The organism is Actinospica durhamensis, assembly GCF_018139695.1.
Lineage (GTDB): Bacteria > Actinomycetota > Actinomycetes > Streptomycetales > Catenulisporaceae > Actinospica > Actinospica durhamensis.
Window position 1 is genome coordinate 18,414 of record NZ_JAGSOG010000054.1, and the last position, 20,375, is coordinate 38,788.

General features: G+C 72.2%; 19 protein-coding genes and 1 riboswitch. Of the genes, 9 read left to right on the forward strand and 10 right to left on the reverse strand.

Annotated features, from left to right (window positions below; genetic code table 11):
* Window positions 1-2: 2 nt before the first annotated feature.
* Window positions 3-746 (reverse strand): GNAT family N-acetyltransferase, encoded by a 744-nt coding sequence (locus KDL01_RS13545; protein ID WP_438801958.1) that lies wholly within the window; start codon window positions 744-746, stop codon window positions 3-5.
* 329 nt (window positions 747-1,075) lie between these two features.
* Window positions 1,076-1,185, forward strand: a riboswitch (SAM riboswitch).
* Between the two features lie 27 nt (window positions 1,186-1,212).
* Between KDL01_RS13545 and KDL01_RS45925 the strand changes: the two genes are divergently transcribed.
* From KDL01_RS45925 to KDL01_RS13560, 4 genes are all read left to right on the forward strand, one after another.
* Window positions 1,213-1,326: a putative leader peptide gene (locus KDL01_RS45925; RefSeq protein ID WP_368861562.1), complete on the forward strand. Its 114-nt coding sequence runs from the start codon at window positions 1,213-1,215 to the stop codon at window positions 1,324-1,326.
* A 194-nt stretch (window positions 1,327-1,520) separates the two neighbouring features.
* Window positions 1,521-2,348 carry a DUF1684 domain-containing protein gene (locus KDL01_RS13550; protein WP_212528814.1) on the forward strand — a complete coding sequence of 276 codons (828 nt, stop codon included), beginning with the start codon at window positions 1,521-1,523 and terminating at the stop codon, window positions 2,346-2,348.
* A 15-nt stretch (window positions 2,349-2,363) separates the two neighbouring features.
* Window positions 2,364-3,407 (forward strand): LLM class flavin-dependent oxidoreductase, encoded by a 1,044-nt coding sequence (locus tag KDL01_RS13555; protein ID WP_212528815.1) that lies wholly within the window; start codon window positions 2,364-2,366, stop codon window positions 3,405-3,407.
* Window positions 3,408-3,424: 17 nt separating this feature from the next.
* Window positions 3,425-4,495 carry an LLM class flavin-dependent oxidoreductase gene (locus tag KDL01_RS13560; protein ID WP_212528816.1) on the forward strand — a complete coding sequence of 357 codons (1,071 nt, stop codon included), beginning with the start codon at window positions 3,425-3,427 and terminating at the stop codon, window positions 4,493-4,495.
* 9 nt (window positions 4,496-4,504) lie between these two features.
* Here the strand turns inward: KDL01_RS13560 and KDL01_RS13565 are convergent, their stop codons facing one another.
* The 5 genes from KDL01_RS13565 to KDL01_RS13585 form a co-directional block, all read right to left on the reverse strand.
* The gene (locus tag KDL01_RS13565) at window positions 4,505-5,590 is read right to left on the reverse strand and encodes a peptidase C39 family protein (protein ID WP_212528817.1); all 1,086 of its coding nucleotides are present in this window, start codon (window positions 5,588-5,590) and stop codon (window positions 4,505-4,507) included.
* Between the two features lie 74 nt (window positions 5,591-5,664).
* Window positions 5,665-7,497: an oligopeptide/dipeptide ABC transporter ATP-binding protein gene (locus KDL01_RS13570; protein ID WP_212528818.1), complete on the reverse strand. Its 1,833-nt coding sequence runs from the start codon at window positions 7,495-7,497 to the stop codon at window positions 5,665-5,667.
* On the reverse strand, window positions 7,494-8,384 hold the full coding sequence (locus KDL01_RS13575) for an ABC transporter permease (RefSeq protein ID WP_212528819.1): 891 nt from the start codon (window positions 8,382-8,384) through the stop codon (window positions 7,494-7,496). The genes KDL01_RS13570 and KDL01_RS13575 overlap by 4 nt, the downstream gene beginning before the upstream one ends.
* Window positions 8,381-9,367 carry an ABC transporter permease gene (locus KDL01_RS13580; protein ID WP_212528820.1) on the reverse strand — a complete coding sequence of 329 codons (987 nt, stop codon included), beginning with the start codon at window positions 9,365-9,367 and terminating at the stop codon, window positions 8,381-8,383. The genes KDL01_RS13575 and KDL01_RS13580 overlap by 4 nt, the downstream gene beginning before the upstream one ends.
* Window positions 9,364-11,016 carry an ABC transporter substrate-binding protein gene (locus KDL01_RS13585; RefSeq protein ID WP_212528821.1) on the reverse strand — a complete coding sequence of 551 codons (1,653 nt, stop codon included), beginning with the start codon at window positions 11,014-11,016 and terminating at the stop codon, window positions 9,364-9,366. The genes KDL01_RS13580 and KDL01_RS13585 overlap by 4 nt, the downstream gene beginning before the upstream one ends.
* 187 nt (window positions 11,017-11,203) lie before the next feature.
* Between KDL01_RS13585 and KDL01_RS13590 the strand changes: the two genes are divergently transcribed.
* On the forward strand, window positions 11,204-11,968 hold the full coding sequence (locus tag KDL01_RS13590) for a hypothetical protein (RefSeq protein ID WP_212528822.1): 765 nt from the start codon (window positions 11,204-11,206) through the stop codon (window positions 11,966-11,968).
* 86 nt (window positions 11,969-12,054) lie between these two features.
* Here KDL01_RS13590 and KDL01_RS13595 read toward each other — a convergent pair whose 3' ends face one another.
* From KDL01_RS13595 to KDL01_RS13610, 4 genes are all read right to left on the reverse strand, one after another.
* Window positions 12,055-14,043 (reverse strand): RiPP maturation radical SAM C-methyltransferase, encoded by a 1,989-nt coding sequence (locus tag KDL01_RS13595; protein WP_212528823.1) that lies wholly within the window; start codon window positions 14,041-14,043, stop codon window positions 12,055-12,057.
* A 73-nt stretch (window positions 14,044-14,116) separates the two neighbouring features.
* The gene (locus KDL01_RS13600) at window positions 14,117-14,269 is read right to left on the reverse strand and encodes an LxmA leader domain family RiPP (RefSeq protein ID WP_212528824.1); all 153 of its coding nucleotides are present in this window, start codon (window positions 14,267-14,269) and stop codon (window positions 14,117-14,119) included.
* Between the two features lie 13 nt (window positions 14,270-14,282).
* Window positions 14,283-14,435 carry a hypothetical protein gene (locus tag KDL01_RS13605; RefSeq protein WP_212528825.1) on the reverse strand — a complete coding sequence of 51 codons (153 nt, stop codon included), beginning with the start codon at window positions 14,433-14,435 and terminating at the stop codon, window positions 14,283-14,285.
* Window positions 14,436-14,452: 17 nt separating this feature from the next.
* The gene (locus KDL01_RS13610; RefSeq protein WP_212528826.1) at window positions 14,453-14,599 is read right to left on the reverse strand and encodes a hypothetical protein; all 147 of its coding nucleotides are present in this window, start codon (window positions 14,597-14,599) and stop codon (window positions 14,453-14,455) included.
* A 239-nt stretch (window positions 14,600-14,838) separates the two neighbouring features.
* On the opposite strand from KDL01_RS13610, the gene lxmK reads away from it, so the two are divergent.
* Genes lxmK through KDL01_RS13630 form a run of 4 tightly spaced genes read left to right on the forward strand, consistent with a single transcriptional unit; the run spans window position 14,839 to window position 19,767 of the window.
* Window positions 14,839-15,957, forward strand: a complete 1,119-nt coding sequence (gene lxmK / locus KDL01_RS13615) for a class V lanthionine synthetase subunit LxmK (protein WP_212528827.1) — start codon at window positions 14,839-14,841, stop codon at window positions 15,955-15,957.
* Window positions 15,958-15,959: 2 nt separating this feature from the next.
* The gene (locus KDL01_RS13620; RefSeq protein ID WP_246576393.1) at window positions 15,960-16,958 is read left to right on the forward strand and encodes a T3SS effector HopA1 family protein; all 999 of its coding nucleotides are present in this window, start codon (window positions 15,960-15,962) and stop codon (window positions 16,956-16,958) included.
* Window positions 16,955-17,965, forward strand: a complete 1,011-nt coding sequence (locus KDL01_RS13625) for an LLM class flavin-dependent oxidoreductase (RefSeq protein ID WP_212528829.1) — start codon at window positions 16,955-16,957, stop codon at window positions 17,963-17,965. The genes KDL01_RS13620 and KDL01_RS13625 overlap by 4 nt, the downstream gene beginning before the upstream one ends.
* Window positions 17,962-19,767, forward strand: coding sequence for an ABC transporter ATP-binding protein (locus tag KDL01_RS13630; RefSeq protein WP_212528830.1), 1,806 nt, complete (start codon window positions 17,962-17,964; stop codon window positions 19,765-19,767). The genes KDL01_RS13625 and KDL01_RS13630 overlap by 4 nt, the downstream gene beginning before the upstream one ends.
* Window positions 19,768-20,375: the final 608 nt, after the last annotated feature.

A 20,375-nucleotide genomic window follows, 5' to 3' on the forward strand; every position in this document is an offset into this window, starting at 1 on the left:
GCTCACCGCACCGTCAGACGCACCATGGTGTGCAGGGAGCGGCGGCGCAGGGTGAAGCCCAGCGACTCGTAGAGCCGGATGGCGTTGGTGTTGTCGCCGCGCGCGTGCAGGAACGGGGTCTCGCCGCGTTCGCGGATCCCGGCCGCCACCGCGCGCACCAGCGCGGTGGCCAGGCCCTGCCCGCGGTATGCCTCGTCGGTGCAGACCGCGCTGATCTCGGTCCAGCCGGGCGGGTGCTGGCGCTCCCCGGCCATGGCGACGAGCACGCCGTCACGGCGGATGCCGAGGTAGGTGCCCAGTTCCACGGTGCGCGGGCGGAACGGTCCCGGCTTGGCCCGGGCGACCAACTCCAGGATCTCCGGCACGTCCTCGGCCCCGAGGCGCACCGCCTCGGCGTACGGCCGGGCCTCGAGACCGGTGTCGACCAGCTGCACGCTCTCGCCCTGGGCCTGCACCTCCCAGCCCTCCGGCAGGCTGACCGCACCGGTGACGGAGAAGGCCGCGTCCGGACCGAGCAGTGCGGCGGCGTCGGCCCAGGCCCGAGGGTCGGCCGGGTCGGCGAGCGCGACGAACGGCGCCACCTCCGGGTCGTAGCGCACGGCGAGGCCGTGGCGTTCGGCGAAGCGGGCGTGGTGGCCGGCCAGCGACGCCCAGACCGAGCGGTCCAGGTCGTGGCCGGGCGGCGGGATCAGGGCGGCCCGGTCCTCGGGTGCCGTGGTGGTCGCGGCGGACGTGGTCAGCACGATGGTGTTCGCCTCTTGATTGAGAGCACGGTGAAAAAGGTGAAAAGAAGCCTGCGATGCGGGCGCGCGGCATCGCCGGGAGGAATCCCTTGCGGGGAAAGGGGATCGACGGATCAGCGCGGCGGCGTCGGGATCAGCGACAGGAACAGGACCACACGCGACCGAAGTCGATGTGGTAGCGCGAGGTGAGCCGCGTTTCGATCACGGCGCCAGTGTGGCCAGAGCGCGCGCCGCGTGTCAACAGACGCCCGAGCACTGAACGGACACCCGGCCGCAGTGGGCCGCGAGCCTTCGGTTGACGGGTAGATCGTGGCGCGGATACCGTGAAAAACGGCATCGAGTGTCAGTGTGAAGCCCTGGCTGACTGACCGGCAACCCTCGTACGCGGTGGGGTGCTCCAGGTGAAAGCCCGGCGGGATCGAGGATCCCGCAAGCATGCGGCCGCGACGACGGCGGAGGGAGGCGGACCGTGCAGTGCTGGTACGAGCCGTGCTCCGGTGCAGCCGACCCCGTCGCCTCCTCGTTCTCCCGGCGCCGTCACATCGACCTGCAGCGCGTCGCCAGCTGCCTGTGTCACGCCTGATCCGGCGCTGACCCGGTCCGACCAGGCCGCAGAGCCCTACCCCGCCGCCATCCCGGCCCGCCCGTTTCCGCGCACTTCCGCCAGCGCACGTCCATATCAGCGCACGCATCCGAGAGCCCGCGGCCCGCACGTCGCGCCGCTCCGGCCGCGTCCCGCACCCCGCGCACTTCCCGACGAGGACAGAGGCAACAGACATGACCGTTCAGGATCTCTCCACCGACACCGTCGAGCTCGAGGCCTTCACCCGGGACTGGCAGGACTGGCGCGCCCGCCAGTTCGACCGGCTGGCCGACCCGCACGGATTCCTCGCCGTCACCAGCCTGAACTGGCTCAGCGAGACCCCGGAGCGCTTCGAGGACGCGCCGGGCCTGTGGTCCACCGGCCCGGACGGGGTCCGGGTCGAGCTGGACGAGGGCGAGGAGCTGATCGTGGACGGGGCCGCGGTGCACGGCGCGTACTCCTTCGGCGTCATCGCCGAGCGCGCCAGCCTGTTCCCGGTCTCCGGCGACGCGGTGATCGAGGTCGCCAAGCGAGGCGGCCACGACATCCTGCGCCCGCGCCACCCGGAGAACCCGCTGCGGGTCGAGTTCGCCGGCACCCCGGCCTACGAGCCGGACCCGCGCTGGGCCGTGACGGGGCGTTACCTGCCCTTCGACGAGCCGCGGCCCACCACGGTCGGCGCCGCGGTCGAGGGACTCCAGCACGTCTACGACGCTCCCGGCCGGGTCGAGTTCGAACTCGAAGGCCAGGCCCTGAGCCTGACCGTGTTCAACGGCCACGCCCCCGGCAGCCTGACGGCGCTGCTGACCGACGCCACCTCAGGCGTGACCACCTACGCGGCCAACCGGTCGCTGCAGATCGCCGCGCCGGCCGCGGACGGCACCGTGCACCTGGACTTCAACCGGGCCGCCAACCTTCCCTGCGCCTACACCGACCTCGCGACCTGCCCGCTGCCCCCGGCCGAGAACCGGCTGCCGGTCGCGGTCGCGGCCGGCGAGAAGACCCCGTTCGAGCGTGGCTGAGGACTGAGCCGACCGATGAGCACCACTCCCCAGATCCACTCGATCGCCTTCCTGACCCCGGGCAACTTCCCGGACGACGACCCGTACGCAGGGCTCGAGGACACCCTGCGGCTGTTCGAGTACGGCGAACGCCTCGGCTTCGACGGCGCCTGGATTCGGCAGCGCCACCTGGAGCACGGGGTCGGTTCCGCGGCGGTGTTCCTGGCCGCCGCCGGGCAGCGCACCGAGCGGATCGAGCTGGGCAGCGCGGTGATCCCGATCGGGTATGAGAGCCCGTTCCGGCTGGCCGAGGACCTCTCCACCGCCGACGTGCTCTCCCGGGGACGGCTGCAGGTGGGCTTCAGCGCGGGGGTGCCGCCGCACGCCGAGCTGATGGGCCATCTGGTCTTCGACGGCGACTGGCGCGGCTACGACCTGTCCTACAACCGGATCGGGCGGCTGCTGGAGAACCTGCGCGGCGGTTACCTGGGCGAGCAGGACACCGTCATCCAGTCGCCCGGCAACACCCAGCGGCCCCGGCTCCAGCCGCACAATCCGGGGCTGGTGGACCGGATCTGGTACGGCGGGGCCGGCGGCGCCTCCTCCCGCTGGGCCGGGCAGAACGGCCTGAACCTGCTCACCGGCAACATCGTGTACGGCGAGAGCAGCGACGACTTCGTGCAGGCGCAGTCGATGCTGATCGCCGAGTACCGGCGCCTGCTCGACCCGGCCCGGCCCGGGCGGATCGCGCTGGGCCGGGTGATCGTCCCGCTGGACGGCGCCGACCGGGCCACCCGCGCCCGGTACCGCGCGTACGCGGCCGAGCGATACGAGCGCACCCTGAAGCCGCGCGGGGAACGCAGGGTCCTGTTCGCCCCCGACCTGGTCGGCACCGCCGAGGAGATCCTGGAGCGGCTGCGTGCGGACGCCGCGTTCACGCAGACCTCCGAGCTGCGCCTGGAGCTGCCGTACGAGTTCCACCGCGAGGACTACGAGCAGATCCTGCACGACACGGTGCGGCTGATCGCGCCCGAACTCGGCTGGCGCGCGGGCGCCGCCGTGCCGGCCGCGGCCGCGTAGCGAGCGGAGGAGCGAACATGGGCGCGCAGTTCCTGTGGTACATCCCGAACACCGTGGAGCCGGGCCACCGCGGCGACGACACCGTCACCGGGTGGGGCTCGGTCGAGTTCTCGACCGAGCTGGCCCTGGCGGCGGAGCGGCACGGCTGGGGCGGTGCGCTGCTGGGCACGGGCTGGGGGCGGCCGGACACGTTCACGGTCGCCGCCGCCCTGGCCGCGCGCACCGAGCGTTTCAAGCCCCTGATCGCGGTCCGGCCCGGCTACTGGCAGCCGGCCCACTTCGCCGCCGCCGCGGCCACACTCGACCAGCTCAGCCGGGGCCGGGTGCTGGTCAACATCGTCAGCGGCGTGGACAACCTGGCCGCGTACGGGGACGTACACGCCGATCCCGCGCAGCGCTACGCCCGCACCCAGGAGTTCCTGCACCTGGTCCGGCTGCTGTGGACGCAGGAGCGGGTCACCTTCACCGGCGAGCACTTCCAGGTCGGAGACTCGACCGTGGCGCCGCGCCCGTACGCCGACGGCGCACGCATCCACCCGACGCTCTACTTCGGCGGCGCGTCCGAGGCGGCGGAGCGGGTGTCGGCCGCCGAGGCCGACGTGCAGCTGTTCTGGGGCGAGACGCTCGACGGGCTCGCCGCGCGCATCGCCCGGCTGACCGCCCTGAGCGAGGAGGTGGAACGCCGGCACGCGCCGCTGGAGTTCGGCCTGCGGATCACGACGGTGGTGCGCGACACCACCGACGAGGCCTGGCGCGCGGCCGAGGAGAAGGTGGCCCGGATGGCGGGCGAGGCCGGGCGGACCAACTGGGTGGGCAACGGCAACACCGCGGTCGGCCAGCGGCGCCTGTTCGAACTCGCCGAACGTGGCGAGGTGCTCGACACCTGCCTCTACACCACGCCGGGCCGCTACGGCGCCGGGGGAGCGGCCACCACCTGGCTGGTCGGCTCCGCGCAGGACGTGGCCGAAGCGCTCGAGGCCTACCGAAAGCTGGGCATCAGCCACTTCATCCTGTCCGACACCCCCTACCTCCAGGAGATCGCCCGGGTCGGCGACCAACTGCTGCCGCTGCTGCGCGAGCCGTCCTGATGGCGTGGACTACGCCGGCGGCGCGAACGTGAGCATGGCGCGCACCGGCGGATTGCCGGTCCAGGCGATGCGGTCCAGTGCCTCCGGGGCGAGCGGGACGTCATAGCCGTCCAGCCACGATTCGCCCTGGCTCACCTCGGTCCAGGGGTCGTGGGCGATGAAGCAGCCGTCTTCCATGCCGTGCACCAGGATCCAGTGCGGGCACTGGTCGTCGTGCACGAGCAGCTCGTCCACCAGGACGATCGCCGCGCCGCCTGCGCGGATCAGCTCCGCGAGCTCCTCGATCTCGAACGCGTGGCGCCGCACGTCGATCCCGGCGTCCCCGGCCTGCCGCTTGAAGCCGTCCTGGATGAACTCCTTGAGCTCGCGCTCCTGCGGCGTCGCGAGGCCCTCGAGGAAGAGCGTGTCGGCGGTGTTGATGACGATCTGCGGGCGCAGGCCCTGCCCGTCGGCGGTGACGGCGAGGCCGTACGGATCGCAGGGCCCGATGGCCGTGGCCTGGCGCCACAGCGCGAGCTCGGTCTCGCGGGTGAGCGCGCCGAGGATGCCGCGCGCGGCCAACAGCATCGAGAGCGCGGCCGGACCGCAGGTGAAGTCGGTGGTCTGCCGCATATAGGGCACCGCGCTCGGGCTGGCTCCGTGGCGCCAGGTGAACCGGGCCAGCGGAACGGGCGGCGCGGGATCGGGGATGGGCCCGGCGAACTCGGGCGCGGGTATCGTCGCCTGGCCGCCGTCCGCGTCAGAACCCTCATCCGCGGCCGGGCCCAGGTCGGGCTCGCGCTTGACGACCACGAACCCCGACTCCCAGGCGAACTCCTCGGCGGCCCGACCGAGCAGCCGGACCACCTCGTCCGCGTCATCCGATTCGGCCAGCCAGAGCCCGCCCACCCGCAGGTATCCGGCCAGCGGCCGGCTGACGGTGATCGCCGCGCCGAGCAGCTCGTCCCCGGCCCACGCCGCGAACACGGTGCGCGCCAGCGGCGCGGTGAAGCGCGCCCAAGCCTCGGCGACGTCCGCGGGCAGGCCCACGGTGTCGAGGGCCTCCCGGGTGTCCTGGTCGATCTTCATCCGCTCGATGCGCAGCGGCGGCTGCATGTGCTGATCCTCGTTTCCGCTGGTGTGCTGTGGACGGCGTGCTTTGGCTCGCGGGAGGTCCGCGGGGCTCGCGCTCAGCGGCCCTTGCCTTCGACGCCTGCCATCAGTTCTCTGGTGTAGTCGTGCCGGGGGCTGCCGAGCACGTCCGCGGTCTCGCCCTGCTCGACGACCCGGCCCCGGTAGAGCACGTACACCCGCTGTGAGGCCTGCCGGACCACCGCCAGGTCGTGCGAGATGAACAGGACCGCGAGGCCCAGCCGCTCGCGCAGCTCGGCGATCAGGTTCAGGATCTGCGCCTGCACGGACACGTCGAGCGAGGAGACCGCCTCGTCGCACACCAGCAGATCCGGACGGGTGGCCAGGGCGCGCGCGATGGCCACCCGCTGGCGTTCGCCGCCGGACAGCGCGCGCGGACGACGGCGCGCGTAGGCGGTCGGCAGGCCGACCATCTCCAGCAGCTCGCCGACCTCGGAACGGTCCCGGCCGCCGGCCCGCAGCGCGTCGCGCAGCGCGGCGCCGATGGTCAGGCTCGGGTTGAGCGCCGAGAAGGGGTCCTGGAAGACGATCTGCGGCGGACGCGAACGCTCCCCGGACCCGCTGCCGAAGTCGACGGTGCCGGCGTCCGCGGTCTCCAGCCCGACGACGATCCGCGCCAGCGTGGTCTTGCCGGAGCCGGACTCGCCGACGACGGCCACGGATTCCCCGGCCGCGACGTGCAGATCGACGCCCTCGAGCACCGTGTGCGTGCCGAAGGTCTTGCGCAGGCCCGCGATGGAGAGCACGGACGCGCCGGACGGGGCCGGTGTCGTCGCCGCCATCGCTTCCTCGGCGGGCGCGATCGCGTTGCCAGGCTGCGGATCCGGCTTTGGTTCCGGCTTCGGTTCCGTCTTCAGTTCCGGCTTCGGCACCCGTCCGGTGTGCAGGCAGGCGGCGAAGTGTCCGGGTGCGACGGTGACGGCTTCGGGCAGGCCGGCCCGGCACTCGTCCGTCGCCAGTTCGCACCGCGGTGCGAAGGCGCAGGCGTCGCCGACGAAGGCGAGACGCGGTACGGAGCCGGGGATGGTGGGCAGACGCTCGAGCGTCACGTCCAACGGCGGGTCACAGGCGAGCAGCCGGCCGGTATACGGGTGCGCCGGGCTGCCGGTCACCTGCGCTGCGGCGCCACGCTCGGCGATCCGTCCCGCGTACATCACCGTGACCCGGTCGGCCCGGCCCCGGGCCAGACCGAGGTCGTGCGTGATCAGGATCAGACCCATGCTTCGCTCCCGCTGGAGCTTGCCGAGCAGGTCGAGGATTTCGCGCTGGGTCGTGACATCGAGAGCGGTCGTCGCTTCGTCCGCGATGAGCACGTCGGGTTCGGTCACCAGCGCGGCGGCGATCGCCACCCGCTGCCGCATGCCGCCGGAGAGCTGGAACGGGTACTGCCGCGCCACCCGGGCCGGCAGCCCCACCTTGTCGAGGGCTTCGAGGACGGCCTCGGACCGCTGCGCGCGGGAGAGCCCGAGCCGCTGCAACGGCAGGGCGATCTGGTCCGCGCACCGGTGCCGGGGCGAGAGGCTGGTGAACGGATCCTGCGGCAGCAGCGTGATACGCGAGCCGCGGATGCCGCGCCACGCCCGCTCGGCCGCCTTGCCCGCCCTTCCCGTTCGGCCTGCCTTGCCCGCGGCCGCGCCGTCGAGCGAGACCGGCACTCCGCCCACGGTCAGCGAGCCACTCGCGGCCAGACCGGCCGGGAGCAGACCGGTCAGCGACCGGGCCGTGACCGACTTCCCGCTGCCCGATTCGCCCACGATCGCGACCGTCTCGCCGAAGCCCACCTCGAGGCCGACTCCGGCCACGATCGGCCCGTGCGGCCCGAGCACGTCGAGGTCGGTAACGGTCAGCGCGGGACCGGTCGTGGCGCTCATCGGCTCGCCGCCTTCGCGTCAAGGAGCTCGAACAGCCGGTCGCCGACGACGTTGACCGCCGCCGCGGTGAGCACGATCATCACACCGGGCGCGATGATCGCGGCCGGGTTGGCGGCCAGGATGTCCTGACCGTCGGACAGCTGCCTGCCCCAGTCCGGGGATCCGGGGCCCACGCCCAGGCCCAGATAGGACAGCGAGGACATGGCCACGATGGCGTAGGCGATGTTCAGCATGAAATTCGCGGCCGCGACCGGCACCACGTTCGGCAGGATCTGCCGGTACATGATGCGCCACGCGGGCATCCGCAGCACCCGGGCCGATTCGATGTAGGGCTGCGTCTTCTGCTCGATCACCGCGCCGCGCACCAGCCGGATGTCGGAGGGGGAGAACAGCACGATCAGCACACCCACCGTCAGCCAGTATCCGCCCCCGACGATGCCGGCCACGACGACGGCGAGCAGCACGGCCGGCAGTGCCAGCAGCAGGTCCGCCCAGCGCGCGACCACGCCGTCGACGAATCCGCCGCGGTATCCGGCGAGGGTGCCGAAGAGCACGCCCAGCAGCATCGAGCCGAACGCGATCACCAGTGGGCCCATCAGCGCGGAACGGGTGCCGCCGAGGGTCAGTTGCACGATGTCGCGGCCGAGGTCGTCGGTGCCGAGCAGGTGTCCGGGCGTGCCGGTGCCGGTCAGGCCGAGCAGGATGTCCTGCTGCGTGGCGTTCGGCGCGACCAGGTGCGGCAGCAGCGCGCACACGGCGTCGAACACCAGGAACAGCACGGCGAGCGTGACGCCGAGGCGTCCGCGCCCGGGCCACCGCAGCACCCGCCGAGCCCGGCGGGGTTTACCGGGCGCTGCGGCGCCCCAGGTCAGCTCAGGTGCCGTCATGATCCGGCCATTTCGTGTCGGACGCGCGGGTCGAGCGCGACATAGGTGAGGTCCACCAGCAGCGCCGTGAGGGCGATCGCCGCGGCCATCAGCAGGGTGAGCGCCTGGACCACCGGCACGTCCTTGAACAGCACCGCGTCGTCGAGCAGGCTGCCGAGCCCGGGCAATGCGTAGACCTGCTCCACCAGCAGCGTCGAGCCGAACAGGTAGGCCACCGTCAGCCCGAGGCTGGTCAGCACCGAGAGCGACGCGTTGCGCAGGATCAGCCGCAGGATCTGAACCCGCGACAGGCCCCGGGCCCGGGCGAACATCACGTAGTCCTGGTCGGCTTCCTTGATCACGGCCGTGCGGGTCAGTTTGAGTACGAACCCGCCGAGCCCGAGCGCCAGGGTCACCGCGGGCAGCAGCAGGTGGTCGAGGCGTCCGGCGAACCCGCTTCCGGTGCCGTAGACCGGGAACCAGGCGAGGTAGTCGGCGAAGACGTAGAGCAGCAGCAGCCCGAGCGCGAATGCGGGGGCGCTGACGAAGACCACTGCGATGCCCACCACGGTGCGGTCCGTCGAGGTCCCGCGCCGCATTCCGGCCAGCACGCCCGCCGGAACGCCGACCAGCACGCTGAGCACGAAGGCGAGGCCGACGACCTCGAGCGTGATCCCGAGCCGCGAGGTGATCGAGGAGGTGACCGGCTGCCCTGACTGCACCGAGGTGCCGAAGTCTCCGGTCACCGCGTGCCGCAGCCAGGTCCAGTACTGCTCCAGGAACGGCTGGTCCAAGTGGTACTCGGCCCTGATCTGAGCCAGCGCCTGCGCGCTGACCGGGCGGGTGCCGAGCAGGTTGCGCGCGATGTCGCCGGGCTCGAGGTAGAGCAGGCTGAAGATGAGCAGCGACATCACGACCAGCAGCGCCGCCGTCCCGGCCACCCGCCGCGCCAGGAACAGCGCGAGCGGGCTCAGGGTGCGTATCGACGCGCGCGGACCGCTCATGCCGCGGCGTACAGCGAGTCGGCCCACGGAGACTCGAAGGTGTAGGAGCTGAACCCGTCGACCCCGACCGTGTCGGAGAAGGCCGTGAGCGAACGCCCCCACCACAGCGGCAGGTACGGCAGGTCGGAGCCGGCCGACTGCTGCGCCTGGACGATCAGGGCGGCGCGCTTGGCCGGATCCGTCTCGGTGCCCGCCTGCTGCAGCATCGCCATGACGTTCGGGTCCGCATACCCGGCGAGGTTCGCCGCGGGCTGGTTGTAGAGCAGGTAGGTGACCAGCTCGGCCGGGTCCGGCGTGGTGTTGAAGTACCACATGTAACGCAGCGGCGCCGTGGTGTCGCCGAGGTTGTCCAGCCACTGCGACAGGGCGACCTCCTTGACCTCCAGCTCGATCCCGATCTGCTTGAGGTTCGCGGCGAGGCTGAGGGCCGCGGTGCCCAGCTGCGGGCCGGTGTTCGGGTACTGAAGTGTGGTGGAGAAGCCCTGCGGTACCGAGGACTGAGCGAGCTCCGCCTTCGCCTGCTCGATACTGAATGCGTACTGCGGCACCCCGGCGAGCTTGCGCGTCGCCTCCGCAGCCGAGTACACGCCGACGAACTGCTCGGGAGTGGAAAGTGCCGTGGCGACCTGGCCCTCACCGTGCAGCAGTTCCTTGACCACCGCGTCCCGGTCGATGCAGTGCGCGATCGCGCGGCGCACGTGCACGTCGTTCGTCGGCGAAGCACCCAGGTTGTAGACGAGTCCGACCCAGGAGCGGTCCGGCACGCTCAGCACCCGGGTCTGCGGGAGCGACTTCCACTGGGTGAGGCTCTGCAGCGGCACGTTGAAGGACATGTCGATGGAGCCGGACTTCTCGGCCAGGTAGCGCGTGTTGTCGTCGGAGATGAAACTGATCTCGATGGCCTCGACCGGCGGCTTGCCGGCCCACCAGGTCCCGGTCGCCTCGAGTCGGACCGAGGAGTCCGCGGCGAAGCCGGCGACCCGGTACGGGCCGGTGCCGGTGAGCAGGGCGTCGGGCGTGCCGATCTGCCCGTTGTTCTTCTCCCAGTAAGCCTTCGGCGCGATGAACAGCGAACTGGCCGCGCTCGGCACCCACTCGAAGGCCTCGCTCGGAGCGCTCAGTGCGATGGTGATCTCGTTCTCGCCGGTCTGCTTGACCGACTTGACGTTGCTGAAGCTCGCCGAGGTGCTGGGCGAGGACTTCGCGCTCTGCGCCATGGTGAGCGAGTAGAGCACGTCCTCGACCGTGAGCACCGTGCCGTCGGTGAACTTCACGCCCTCTCGGATCGTGTAGACGTACGTCGAGGCGTCAGGACGGTGCCAGCTGGAGGCGACAGCCGGCTGGGTGGCGCCGGTCTTGTCGATCGAGACCAGGCCCTCCATGGTCAGCGCGGCCACGTAGTAGTTGAGGATGCCCGATTCCTGGCCCGGGTACAGGTTGCTCAGCGTGCCGGGCAGGCCGACCTTGAGGGTCTTGATGGGCTGGCCGGTGGCCTTGCCCACCTCCGAGGAGCCGGTGGACGCGGCCGATCCCCGGCAGGCGTCGAGGAATCCGGTGAGCGAGAGCAGGGCGGCGGCGCCCGCGCCCGTCTTCAGCACGGAGCGGCGGGACGTCAGCGGGCTGCGGGCAGCGGCGCGCGAGGTGTTCACATTGGCCTCCACAGGCGGGCGGCGCGACGCTGCGTGCCCTGTACAGAAATGGCCCTACCGCTGGTGAAAGCGGCTCTGGCCCTCGGGTGCTGCAAACCGTAGACTTTCTACGAATCGCTTGTCAACGATGGGCGAGCAGGTGAGACGTAGATCCCGGCGGACCCCGCCGGGTGGGGAGGAGCCGAGCGTGGCCCAGGCGACGCGCCGCCGGATGCCGAAGCGCTCCCGCGAGCAGACCCGCGCACTGATGCTGCGGGCCGCCACGGAATTGGTGTGCGAGGGGGTGTCCGACCCCGGCGATCCCGGCGTCTCCGCGGTCCTCGCGTACGTCCAACTGACCGAAGTGGCGGCCCGGGCCACCGCGATCGTGCGCAGCGAACTGGCCGACGCGCTCGGCGCGGAGATCACCCCGATCACCACCGGGGCGATCTATCAGGTATGGCCGAACCAGAGCGACTTCCAGGCGGATCTGCTCTTCCACCTCGCCGAGCTGGACGCGGCCTCAGGGCCGGGCATCAGCGAGGTGGAACAGATCGTGCGCGAAGCCGTGGCCGCCGCGACGCCGCTGCCGGAGTTGATCGCCGCGATGATCGAGCAGTCCTTCCGGCACACCAGGGACAGCGCCGTCTTCTACGCGACGCTCAGCCTCTACCCGCGCTGCGGCAACGTCCGGGTGCGCGAAGCGCTCGCCCACGGCGACGAGCAGTTCGCGGACGCGATCCGCCCAGTCTGGCAGGCGCTGTTAGACGGCTACCGCCTGCGCCTGCGCGCGCCCTACACCGTCGACGACCTCGCGGTCTCGATCGGCGCGATCCTCGAGGGCTGCGCACTGCAGTGGCGGCGCAAGCCCGCGTGGACCGCCGACCCGCTCGGGGACCCGGACGTATCGCTGCCGACCCGGCTCGCGCAGATGGTCTTCACGCAGATGGCCGAGGCGGACGATGTGTCCTGAATGTTCTGATATAAGCGAACGGATCGAGGCGGGCGCGGCGGACCAGGGGGCTGATCCGCCGCGGCGCGCCCGGCACCGGCCGGGGTTCAGGAGTTGCGGAGCATGGACTGGCGGATCCGGCCGCCGGGGAACTCGGCGGGGGTGCGCTCTCCCGCGCCGTTGACGGCGAGGCCGACCAGCCGGTCGTCGATGGGCAGGATCAGCTTGGCCTCGACCAGGCGCCGCACCGTCTCGGTGATCTGCTCGGCGGTGGCGGTGATGCCGTAGTCGCGCTCGACCACGGCGCCCACCCGCTCCGGCCGGGGGGAACCGTCGCAGGCCAGCAGGACGGCGCGGTCCAGGCCGGTCAGGCTCCAGAAACCCTTGACGGCGCACTCGCGGGTGTCGACCACGTCCAGCTCGCCCTCCTCGTCCGCCATGAACAGGGTCGGCGGCCGGCGGGAGTGGGCGGCGGAGGTCCAGTGCTTGACCGCCGCGAGGGTGGCCTCGACGCCCGGGTTGAGCGAGCCGTCGGGGTTGCGGCCCATCGGGTCGAGCCGGGTGCCGCTCGGATCGAGGGTGAAGAAGTACGCGAGCTCGTGCAGATCGCGCTCGGGCACCGGGTAGACGTACGCCATCGCGGTCACCGGGAACAGGGTGAGCCCGAGCTCCTGCGCCTGGGCGTGGTAGACGCTGTACCTGTGGTAAGCCAGGGGATTGAGTCCGAACGGCGCCTGCAGGTGCTCGAGCAGCGGCAGCCACTCGGCCATCTCCAGGTAGTAGTCGTCCTTCTCGCCGGGAAATCCCCACAGCAGCGACCAGGACAGCCGCATGCCCAGCTCCTTGGACCACTTCAGCAGCTGGATGTTCTGCCACCCGGCCACGCCCTTGTCCATCAGCTGCAGCACCTCGGAGTGCAGGCTCTCGATACCGGGCTGCACCCACACGATGCCCGAGCGCACCAGCAGTTCGAGCTGCTCGTGGCTCAGGTTCGCCTTCACCTCGTAGAAGAAGCGCCAGGGCTTGTTCTCCTCGGCCAGCTGCGGCAGCAGAGTCTGGAAGTAGCGCATGTCCAGGATGTTGTCGACGACCTCGAAGCCGCTGATGCCGTGCCGGTCCCAGAGCGTCTCGATCTCCTCGCGCACCCGCTCGGCCGACTTCGACCGGTAGCCCAGGCTGCTGCCGTTGAGCCCGCAGAAGGTGCACTGGTGCTTCGCGCCCCACCAGCAGCCCCGGGAGGTCTCCAGCGGCAGGCCCGGCACGATCTGGTCGCGCAGCGGGGAGCGCTCCAGCGTCTCGAAGTAGTCGGCGTAGGTCGGCGCGGGCAGGCTGTCGAGGTTGTTGAACAGCGCCCTGGGCACCCGCTTGCCGCCGAGCAGCGTCAGCTGCCTGCGATGCCGGGGGCCGAGCACGCCCGCCGGCAGATCGGCGGTCTCGATCTCCCGGCCCTGCTTCAGCACGCGGCGGCACAGGTCGGAGACGATCCCGTCGGCCTCGCCGGAGACGACGTAGTCGACCCACGGGAAGAGCCGGTGGGTGGCCTCGCCCATGGCGGTCTCGCAGTTCGCGCCGCCCATCATGGTGATCACCTCAGGGTCGAGCTCGTGGATGCGCCGCAGCAGGGCCAGCGAGGCAGTGTGCTGCTCGAACGTGGAGGTGCAGCCGACCACGCGGGCGCCGGTGGCCAGGACCCGCCGGGCGGTCTCGTCGACGAACTCGACCGCCGCCACCCGCAGCCGCCGGAGCATCGCGACGCGGGCGACCGGGTCGCCGCCGCCGACGAACGGGTCCGTGAGGGCCTCGGCGAACAGCCGCAGGTACTCCTGCTCCTCCTGTTCCGGGCGCGGGCCGAACGCCGCGGCCGCGAAGGTCCACTCCCCGGCCAGGAAGTTCGGCGGCGTGGTCAGCGTCGCCTCGTACAGCTGCGAGCCGACCTTCTCGGCGAACCACATGCTGGCGTGGACCACCTTCGCGCGTACGCCGTCGCGCTCCAGGATGCCCTGGAGCAGGCTCAGCGCCAGTGAGGGCCGCTGGATCTCCACATACGGCATCGACACGAAGCACACGTCGGGCGCGCCGTCGTCTGTCTTGTTCACGGTTGCACTCCAGTGGTCTCGGTACCGGCGGGGTGGGTGCCCCGGCCCGCGCGGGCCGGAGCACCCGGGTGGGTCACTTCTGGTACGTGCCCGTCCAGCTGTACGTCACCGAGACGGTGACGCTGATGGAGTCGGGGTCGGCGCTGAGCGTTCCGCTCACGGCCTCGGCGACGATGTCCGGGGCGCTGGTGTAAGCGGTGTAACCCGCCATGAGTTCTGCGGCCATGTGAGCTCCTTAGCTAAACGGCCCGCTGGTAGGTGAACGAGACGGTGATGGTGAAGAAGCTGCTGACGTCGCTCCGGAGGTCGCCCGGGCGCGCTCCCGTGGCCTCGGCGATGATGTCCGGGGCGTTGGTGTAAGCGGTGTAACCCGCCATCAGTTCGACGGCCATGGATGACCCCTCGGCGGCTAGCGCTGCAGCGTGAAGGTGGCGGTCACCGAGACGGTGACGCTGATGGACTCGGGATCGACCGTGGCGGCGCCGCTGACCGCCTCGGCGATGATGTCCGGGGCGCTGGTGTAAGCGGTGTAACCCGCCATGAGCTCGGAAGCCATGCGGCTCCTCCTGATGCGGACGAGGCCGGCTCGCGCCGGCGGGCCGGGGACCGTCCCCGGCCCGCTTCGATCAGACCAAGCCGGGCGGGCAGTGCGCCATGACAGCTGCCGGTCGGTGCGTGCCGACGGCTCTAGCAGAGTCCTGTCAGGTGACACAGGACCCTGTCCCGCGCGGGCGTCCCACCCGGCGGCCTTCTGCCGCTGCCCCCGGCGGTGTTCCGGCTCCTAGCATCCGAGCCATGACGGTAGTAGTCGAAGTCGCCGAACCGCTCCGTGGATCCCCCGCGCGGTTCTACTCGGCCTCCTCCGAGGTCCCCGCGGAGGTGCTCCGGGTCCTGGCGGACCTGTCCCTGCCCCCGGAGCCCGGCGCGCGGGCGGTGGGCCACGCCGGCCGCAACGAGAACTGGACCCTGACCGCCTCCGACGGCCGCCGGCTGTTCGTCAAAAGGCTGATCGGGTCGCCGGCCGAGACGGCGGAGCGGTTCGGCCGCGCCACCGCCTTCGCCGCGTTCACCGACGCCGTACCGCCGCGCCGGTGGCGGGCCCCGGCGCTGCTCGGCGCGGACGCCGAAGCGCGGGTGCTGGTCTACGAACAGCTGCCGGACGCCGCGTCGGCGACGGAGTGGATCGAGGACCTCGACGTCGCCTTCGCCCGCCGGATCGGTCGCGCCGTCGGCGAACTGCACGCCGCGCCGGCCGACGCGGTGCCGCCCGCCGCGCGGGTGCGGCCCGAGTCCGGGGCCGCGCAGCTGTCCGCGCTGAGTGTGGAGCAGTACGCGTCCAGCAGCGGCGCCGACCTGGAGGCCTGGGCGCTGCTGCAGCACGACAAGGCACTGACGCGGTCGCTCGCCGCGCTGGCCGAGCGCTCGCAGGCGGCGCCGCAGCGGCCCGGCCACTGCGACCTGAGGCTGGATCAGATCCTGCGAATCGGCGACGGGATCCACCTGGTCGACTGGGAGGAGTTCCGCCTCGCCGACCCGGCCCTGGACGTCGGCTCGCTCGTCGGCGAGTGGCTCTACCGGGCCGCCGGCGCGATGTTCGCCGACGCCGGCGCCGAGCGCGGCGACTCTGCCGAGGCCCACGACGAGCTGGTGCGCCGCGGCACCCGGGAACTCGAGGTGGTCCGCCCGCTGATCATGGCGTTCTGGACGGGCTACCGGCAGGAGGGCGCGCCGGACGCCGGGCTGGCCGAGCGGGCCACCGCGTACGCCGGCTGGCACCTGTTCGACCGGATGCTGGCCAAGGCCAGGTTCTCCGCCCTGCTGGGCGCGCAGGACCGCGGCATCGCCGGCATCGGGCGCACCGCCCTGATCAACGCGCCGCAGTTCGTCGCGACCATCGGACTGGAGGAGTCGTGAGCATGCTCAAGACCAAGCCCGCCACGCCGGGCCGGACCCTGGCCGCCGCGTTGGCCGAGCTGCGCATCGACGCGGACATGGACCAGGTCGGGGTCGGCGCGCGCACCGTCGAGGCGGACGACCCGGTCGCCTTCCGGGCGACGCTGGCCACCGCGCTCTACGAGTTCTGGCACGCCGGCACCGCCGAGCGCGAGACGACGCCGGCCGGGGTGCGCCGCAGCCCGGCCTACGAGCACGAACTCACCATGGCCTTCCCGCACACCGGCAGCGTCACCAAGGCCACCGTGCACGCCCTGCCCGACGGCGACGGCGACGGATCAGCCCTCGGCGTGATCGAGGTGAACCGGGTGCGGATTGCGGTGCCGGCCCAGGCCGTGGCCGGACACGCGAAGGGCGAGGAGATCCTGGTGCAGCTCCCAGCCGCGCGGCCCATGCTCTCGCCCGGATTCCTCTACGCCACCGGCGCGGCCGGCGGCGCCGACGGCGCGAACGTACTCCGGATGTATGTACACGTTCAGGACCCGGCGCACGGACCGGCCCTGTGGCACACCGTGCTGAGCACCCTGGAGGCCCGCGGCGCGCGTTACGGTGCCAAGGCCCTGAGCCGGCCGGAGAGCCACCCGCGTCGCGACGCGATCGTGTTGTACCTGCCGCAGTCCGCGTGGTCGTGCGTGCCGGACCTGGTGCGCGCGCTGGACGGTGCGCCCGGCCTGGGCGAGGCCACCTCGGTGCTCGCCCGGCGGGTGGCCCCCGGCCTCGCGCTGGCCTGGGAGCCGACCGACGTCCGGCCGGGCCGCACACGGGTGAGCTTCGGCCAGCACCGCACCATCGCGGTGGCCTGCGGCGTGGTGCGGCACATGAGCGACGGGGTGGACCTGGAGCAGGCGGTCGCCGAGGAGCTGAACTCAGCCGGAGTGGACCCGGCCGAGCCGGCCCGCAACCTCGACTCGCCCGCCTTCCCCGACACCGGATCGGCGCGCAGGGCCAGGAGCGGCTCATGACGCACCGGCGCGTGTCCTTCGTCTTCCCGCAGCAGCCGAGCGACCCGCGGGCGATCCTGCCCTACGGCGAGCTGGTGCGCGACTCCCCGTTCCACGCGCTCTGGGTGGGCCAGTCGCTGCGCATCGAGAGCCACCCGGCCCTGGCCTACCTGGCCGGCGCGGGCTGCCACGTGCCGGTGGGCATCTCGGTGGGACTCACGGCCCTGCGTCACCCGCTGGACGCGGCGGTCCAGGCCAGGTCGCTGGCCGCGCTGGCGGACCGGCCGGTCTCGGTCGGGTACGGCGCGGCCGACGCGGACTTCGTCACCAGCGTGACCGGCCGCCCGTACGCCAAGCCGGCCGCGGCGGTGGAGGAGTACGTCACGGTCATGCGGGCCCTGCTGAGCGGCGAACGGGTCCGGCACAAGGGGGCGCTGTTCGAGCTCGACAGCATGCTGCCGCCGTTGGAGCACGCGCCGCTGGAGATCGGCGCGGGTGTGCTGCGCCCGGCGATGGCCCGGGCGGCCGGGCGCGCCGCCGAGTCCGCGATGACCTGGCTCACGCCGCCGGAGTACCTGGCCGGCACGGTGATCCCGAACCTCGCCGTCGGCGCCGCGCAGGCCGGGCGGGACACCCCGCCGCGGGTGGTGGCGATGGTGCCGGTCGGCTTCTCCGGGCCGGGGCGCAACCCGATGCTGCTGGCGCAGAACACGGTCATCAACCACCTGCGCAAGGTGCACTACACCGACATGCTGCGCCAGGCCGGGCTCGACGTGGACCGCTCCGATCCGGTCGCGGGCGCGCGCGAGCTGGTGGACGAGGGGGTCTTCGTCTACGGCAAGCCGGGCGACGTGGCCGCCGAGATCCGCCGGTACCACGACGTCGGCGTGGACGAGGTGGTGCTGAACGTCACCGGGATCTCCAACCTCTACGGCGACGACGCGCTGATCGCGGACCTGCGCGCGATGGCCGAGGAATTGGCCGAGGAGCCGGCCGGGCAGCAGGCCGGGGGAGGCGGGGCGCGGTGACGGCGGGTCAGCGCGCCGAATCCGTCGACCCGGTCCTCGGGCGCAAGCCCGTGCACCTGCTCCGGCACATGATGCGGCGCAGCCGCGGCACGGTGGTGCTGGCCCTGCTGCTCGCGCTGGCCTCGGCCGCGTTCGCGCTGACCGTGCCGTACGTGGTGAGCAGCATGGTCGAGGCGGTCGGGGCCGGGCGCACCCCGGTGCGCCAGGGCGCCGAGCTGGCCCTGCTGGTGATCTCCGGCGCCGTCACCTCGGGCTGGTCCGCGTACCTGCTCGGCCGGGTCGGCGAGTTCGGCGCCGCGGATATCAGGAAGATGATGGTCCGGCGCATCCTGGCGATGCGTCCGGCCGACGTGCGCGCCCGCGGCGCCGGCGACCTGGTCGCCCGGACTACCGCGGACGCACAGCAGCTGCGCTCGGTCAGCGACGTCGCGGTCACCGCGATGCCGGTCTCGGCCGTGATGGTCTCTGCCTCGCTGGTCCTGATGGGCCTGCTCGACTGGGTGCTGCTGCTCGTGGTGGTGGCCACCTTCGCCGTGGCCGGCCTGGCGATCCGGGTGTTCCTGAGCGGCATGCGGCGCAGCGGCCGGGCCCGGCAGCAGGCGGTGGGCTCGCTGGCCGAGCGGCTCACCACAGTGCTGGCCGCACTGCCGGTGATCAAGGCCTACCGGGCCGAGGAACGGGTCAGCGAGCCGATCTTCGAGCAGGTCGACGCGGTGGCGCGCAACGCGGTGGCCTGCGACCGGGCGCAGGCCTTCATCTCGCCGCTGGCGGGCGTGGCCCAGCAGATCGCGATCATCGGGGTGCTCGCGATCGGCGGTGCCCGGGTCAGCTCGGGCCGGCTCAGCCCCGCGCACTACGTCGCGTTCCTGATGTACCTCTTCCAGATCATCAATCCCCTGATGACGGTCGCGTCCGGGTTCGGCCGGATCCAGCTGGGCCTGTCCTCGGTCGGCCGGATCCTCGAGGTGCTGCGGGCGCGGGCCGAGCGGCCCGGGCCCGCGGCCGAGCCGGCGGTGCCGGCCGGCGCGCCGGCGCTGGAGTTCCGGGCTGTCAGCGCGCGGTATCAGGACGCGGAGCCGGTGCTGCGCCGGATGGACCTGAAGGTCCCGGCGCGCGGGGTCACCGCACTCGTCGGGGTTTCCGGCGCGGGCAAGACGACCGTGCTCAATCTGGCCGAGCGCTTCCTCGATCCGTACGCCGGGACCGTGAGCCTGCACGGCACCGACGTGGACCGGTGGCCGCTGGCCGCCCTGCGCGGCCGGATCGCCTACGTGGACCAGGCGTGCACCATGCTGGACGCGACGATCCGGGAGAACGCGGTGCTCGGATGCGCCGCGGCGCCGGACGACGCCGCGGTGTTCGACGCGCTGCGCCGGGTCGGCCTCGCCGACGCGATCGCGGCGCTGCCGCAGGGCCTTGACACCCGGCTGGGCGGGGGAGGGGACCTGTCCGGCGGGCAGCGGCAGCGGCTCGCGCTGGTGCGCGCGCTGCTGTCCGACGCCGACGTGCTGCTGCTGGACGAACCCAGCTCCCAGCTCGACGGCCTGAACGAGGAGCGGCTGCTCTCGCTGCTCGACGAGGCGGCGCGGGACCGGGCCGTGGTGGTCGTCGCGCACCGGCTCTCCACCATCCGCGACTCCGCCCAGATCGTCTACCTCGAGGACGGCTCGGCCCTCGACGCGGGCACGCACTCCGAACTGCTCGCCCGCTGCGCCGGCTACCGCGCCCTGGTGCGCAGCCAGTCCGGCGGCGTGCTCGACCAGGATCGAGACGCCGTCGTCGCGGCCTCGTCGGCCGTCTGACCATTCAGGCGCATTGGGTTGTCGAGACGACGTACTCGGATCGTCCGTGGGATCGGCGAGAGTGTCCATGTTCTGTTGGTGACGGCCGGCTTGGACGCCCTCGCCACCTCTCTCCGTCGATATCGACGGCGCCCTGAGCGGAAGGTGGTGGGTCGGCCGGGCACCGGAGCTGACCAGCAGCGATCTCGTATGCGTGACCGTGGCCGTGGCCTGGCTGGTAGCTACTGCTTCGAGTCTTACTGGCCATGCGCCGCGCCGTCCTGCCTCTGGTCAAGCGTGTGGTCAGGGAACTGGCGATCGATGGCGGCTTCCGGTTCGCCCACAGGCGGATGCGACCTGGTCGCCGAGCGCGGGGGATCCTGCTGATCTCAAGGGCCGGCTCAAGGGCGAGGAACACGGCGGCGGGGCATCGAGGGCATCGCGGTCCGGGCCGGGCGGCGCGTTCCTGCCATGGCCGCCGTGCTCCGGCCCGACGAGAAGACCGGACGGCTTATCACCCAGCCGCTGATCGCCTGCGGTCACTGACCGGCAGCCGGAATGCGCGTCGAGACGACGATCGCCCGGATGCGCTGGGCGGCGCGGATCGCGACGCCCTCGAGATTTCGTGC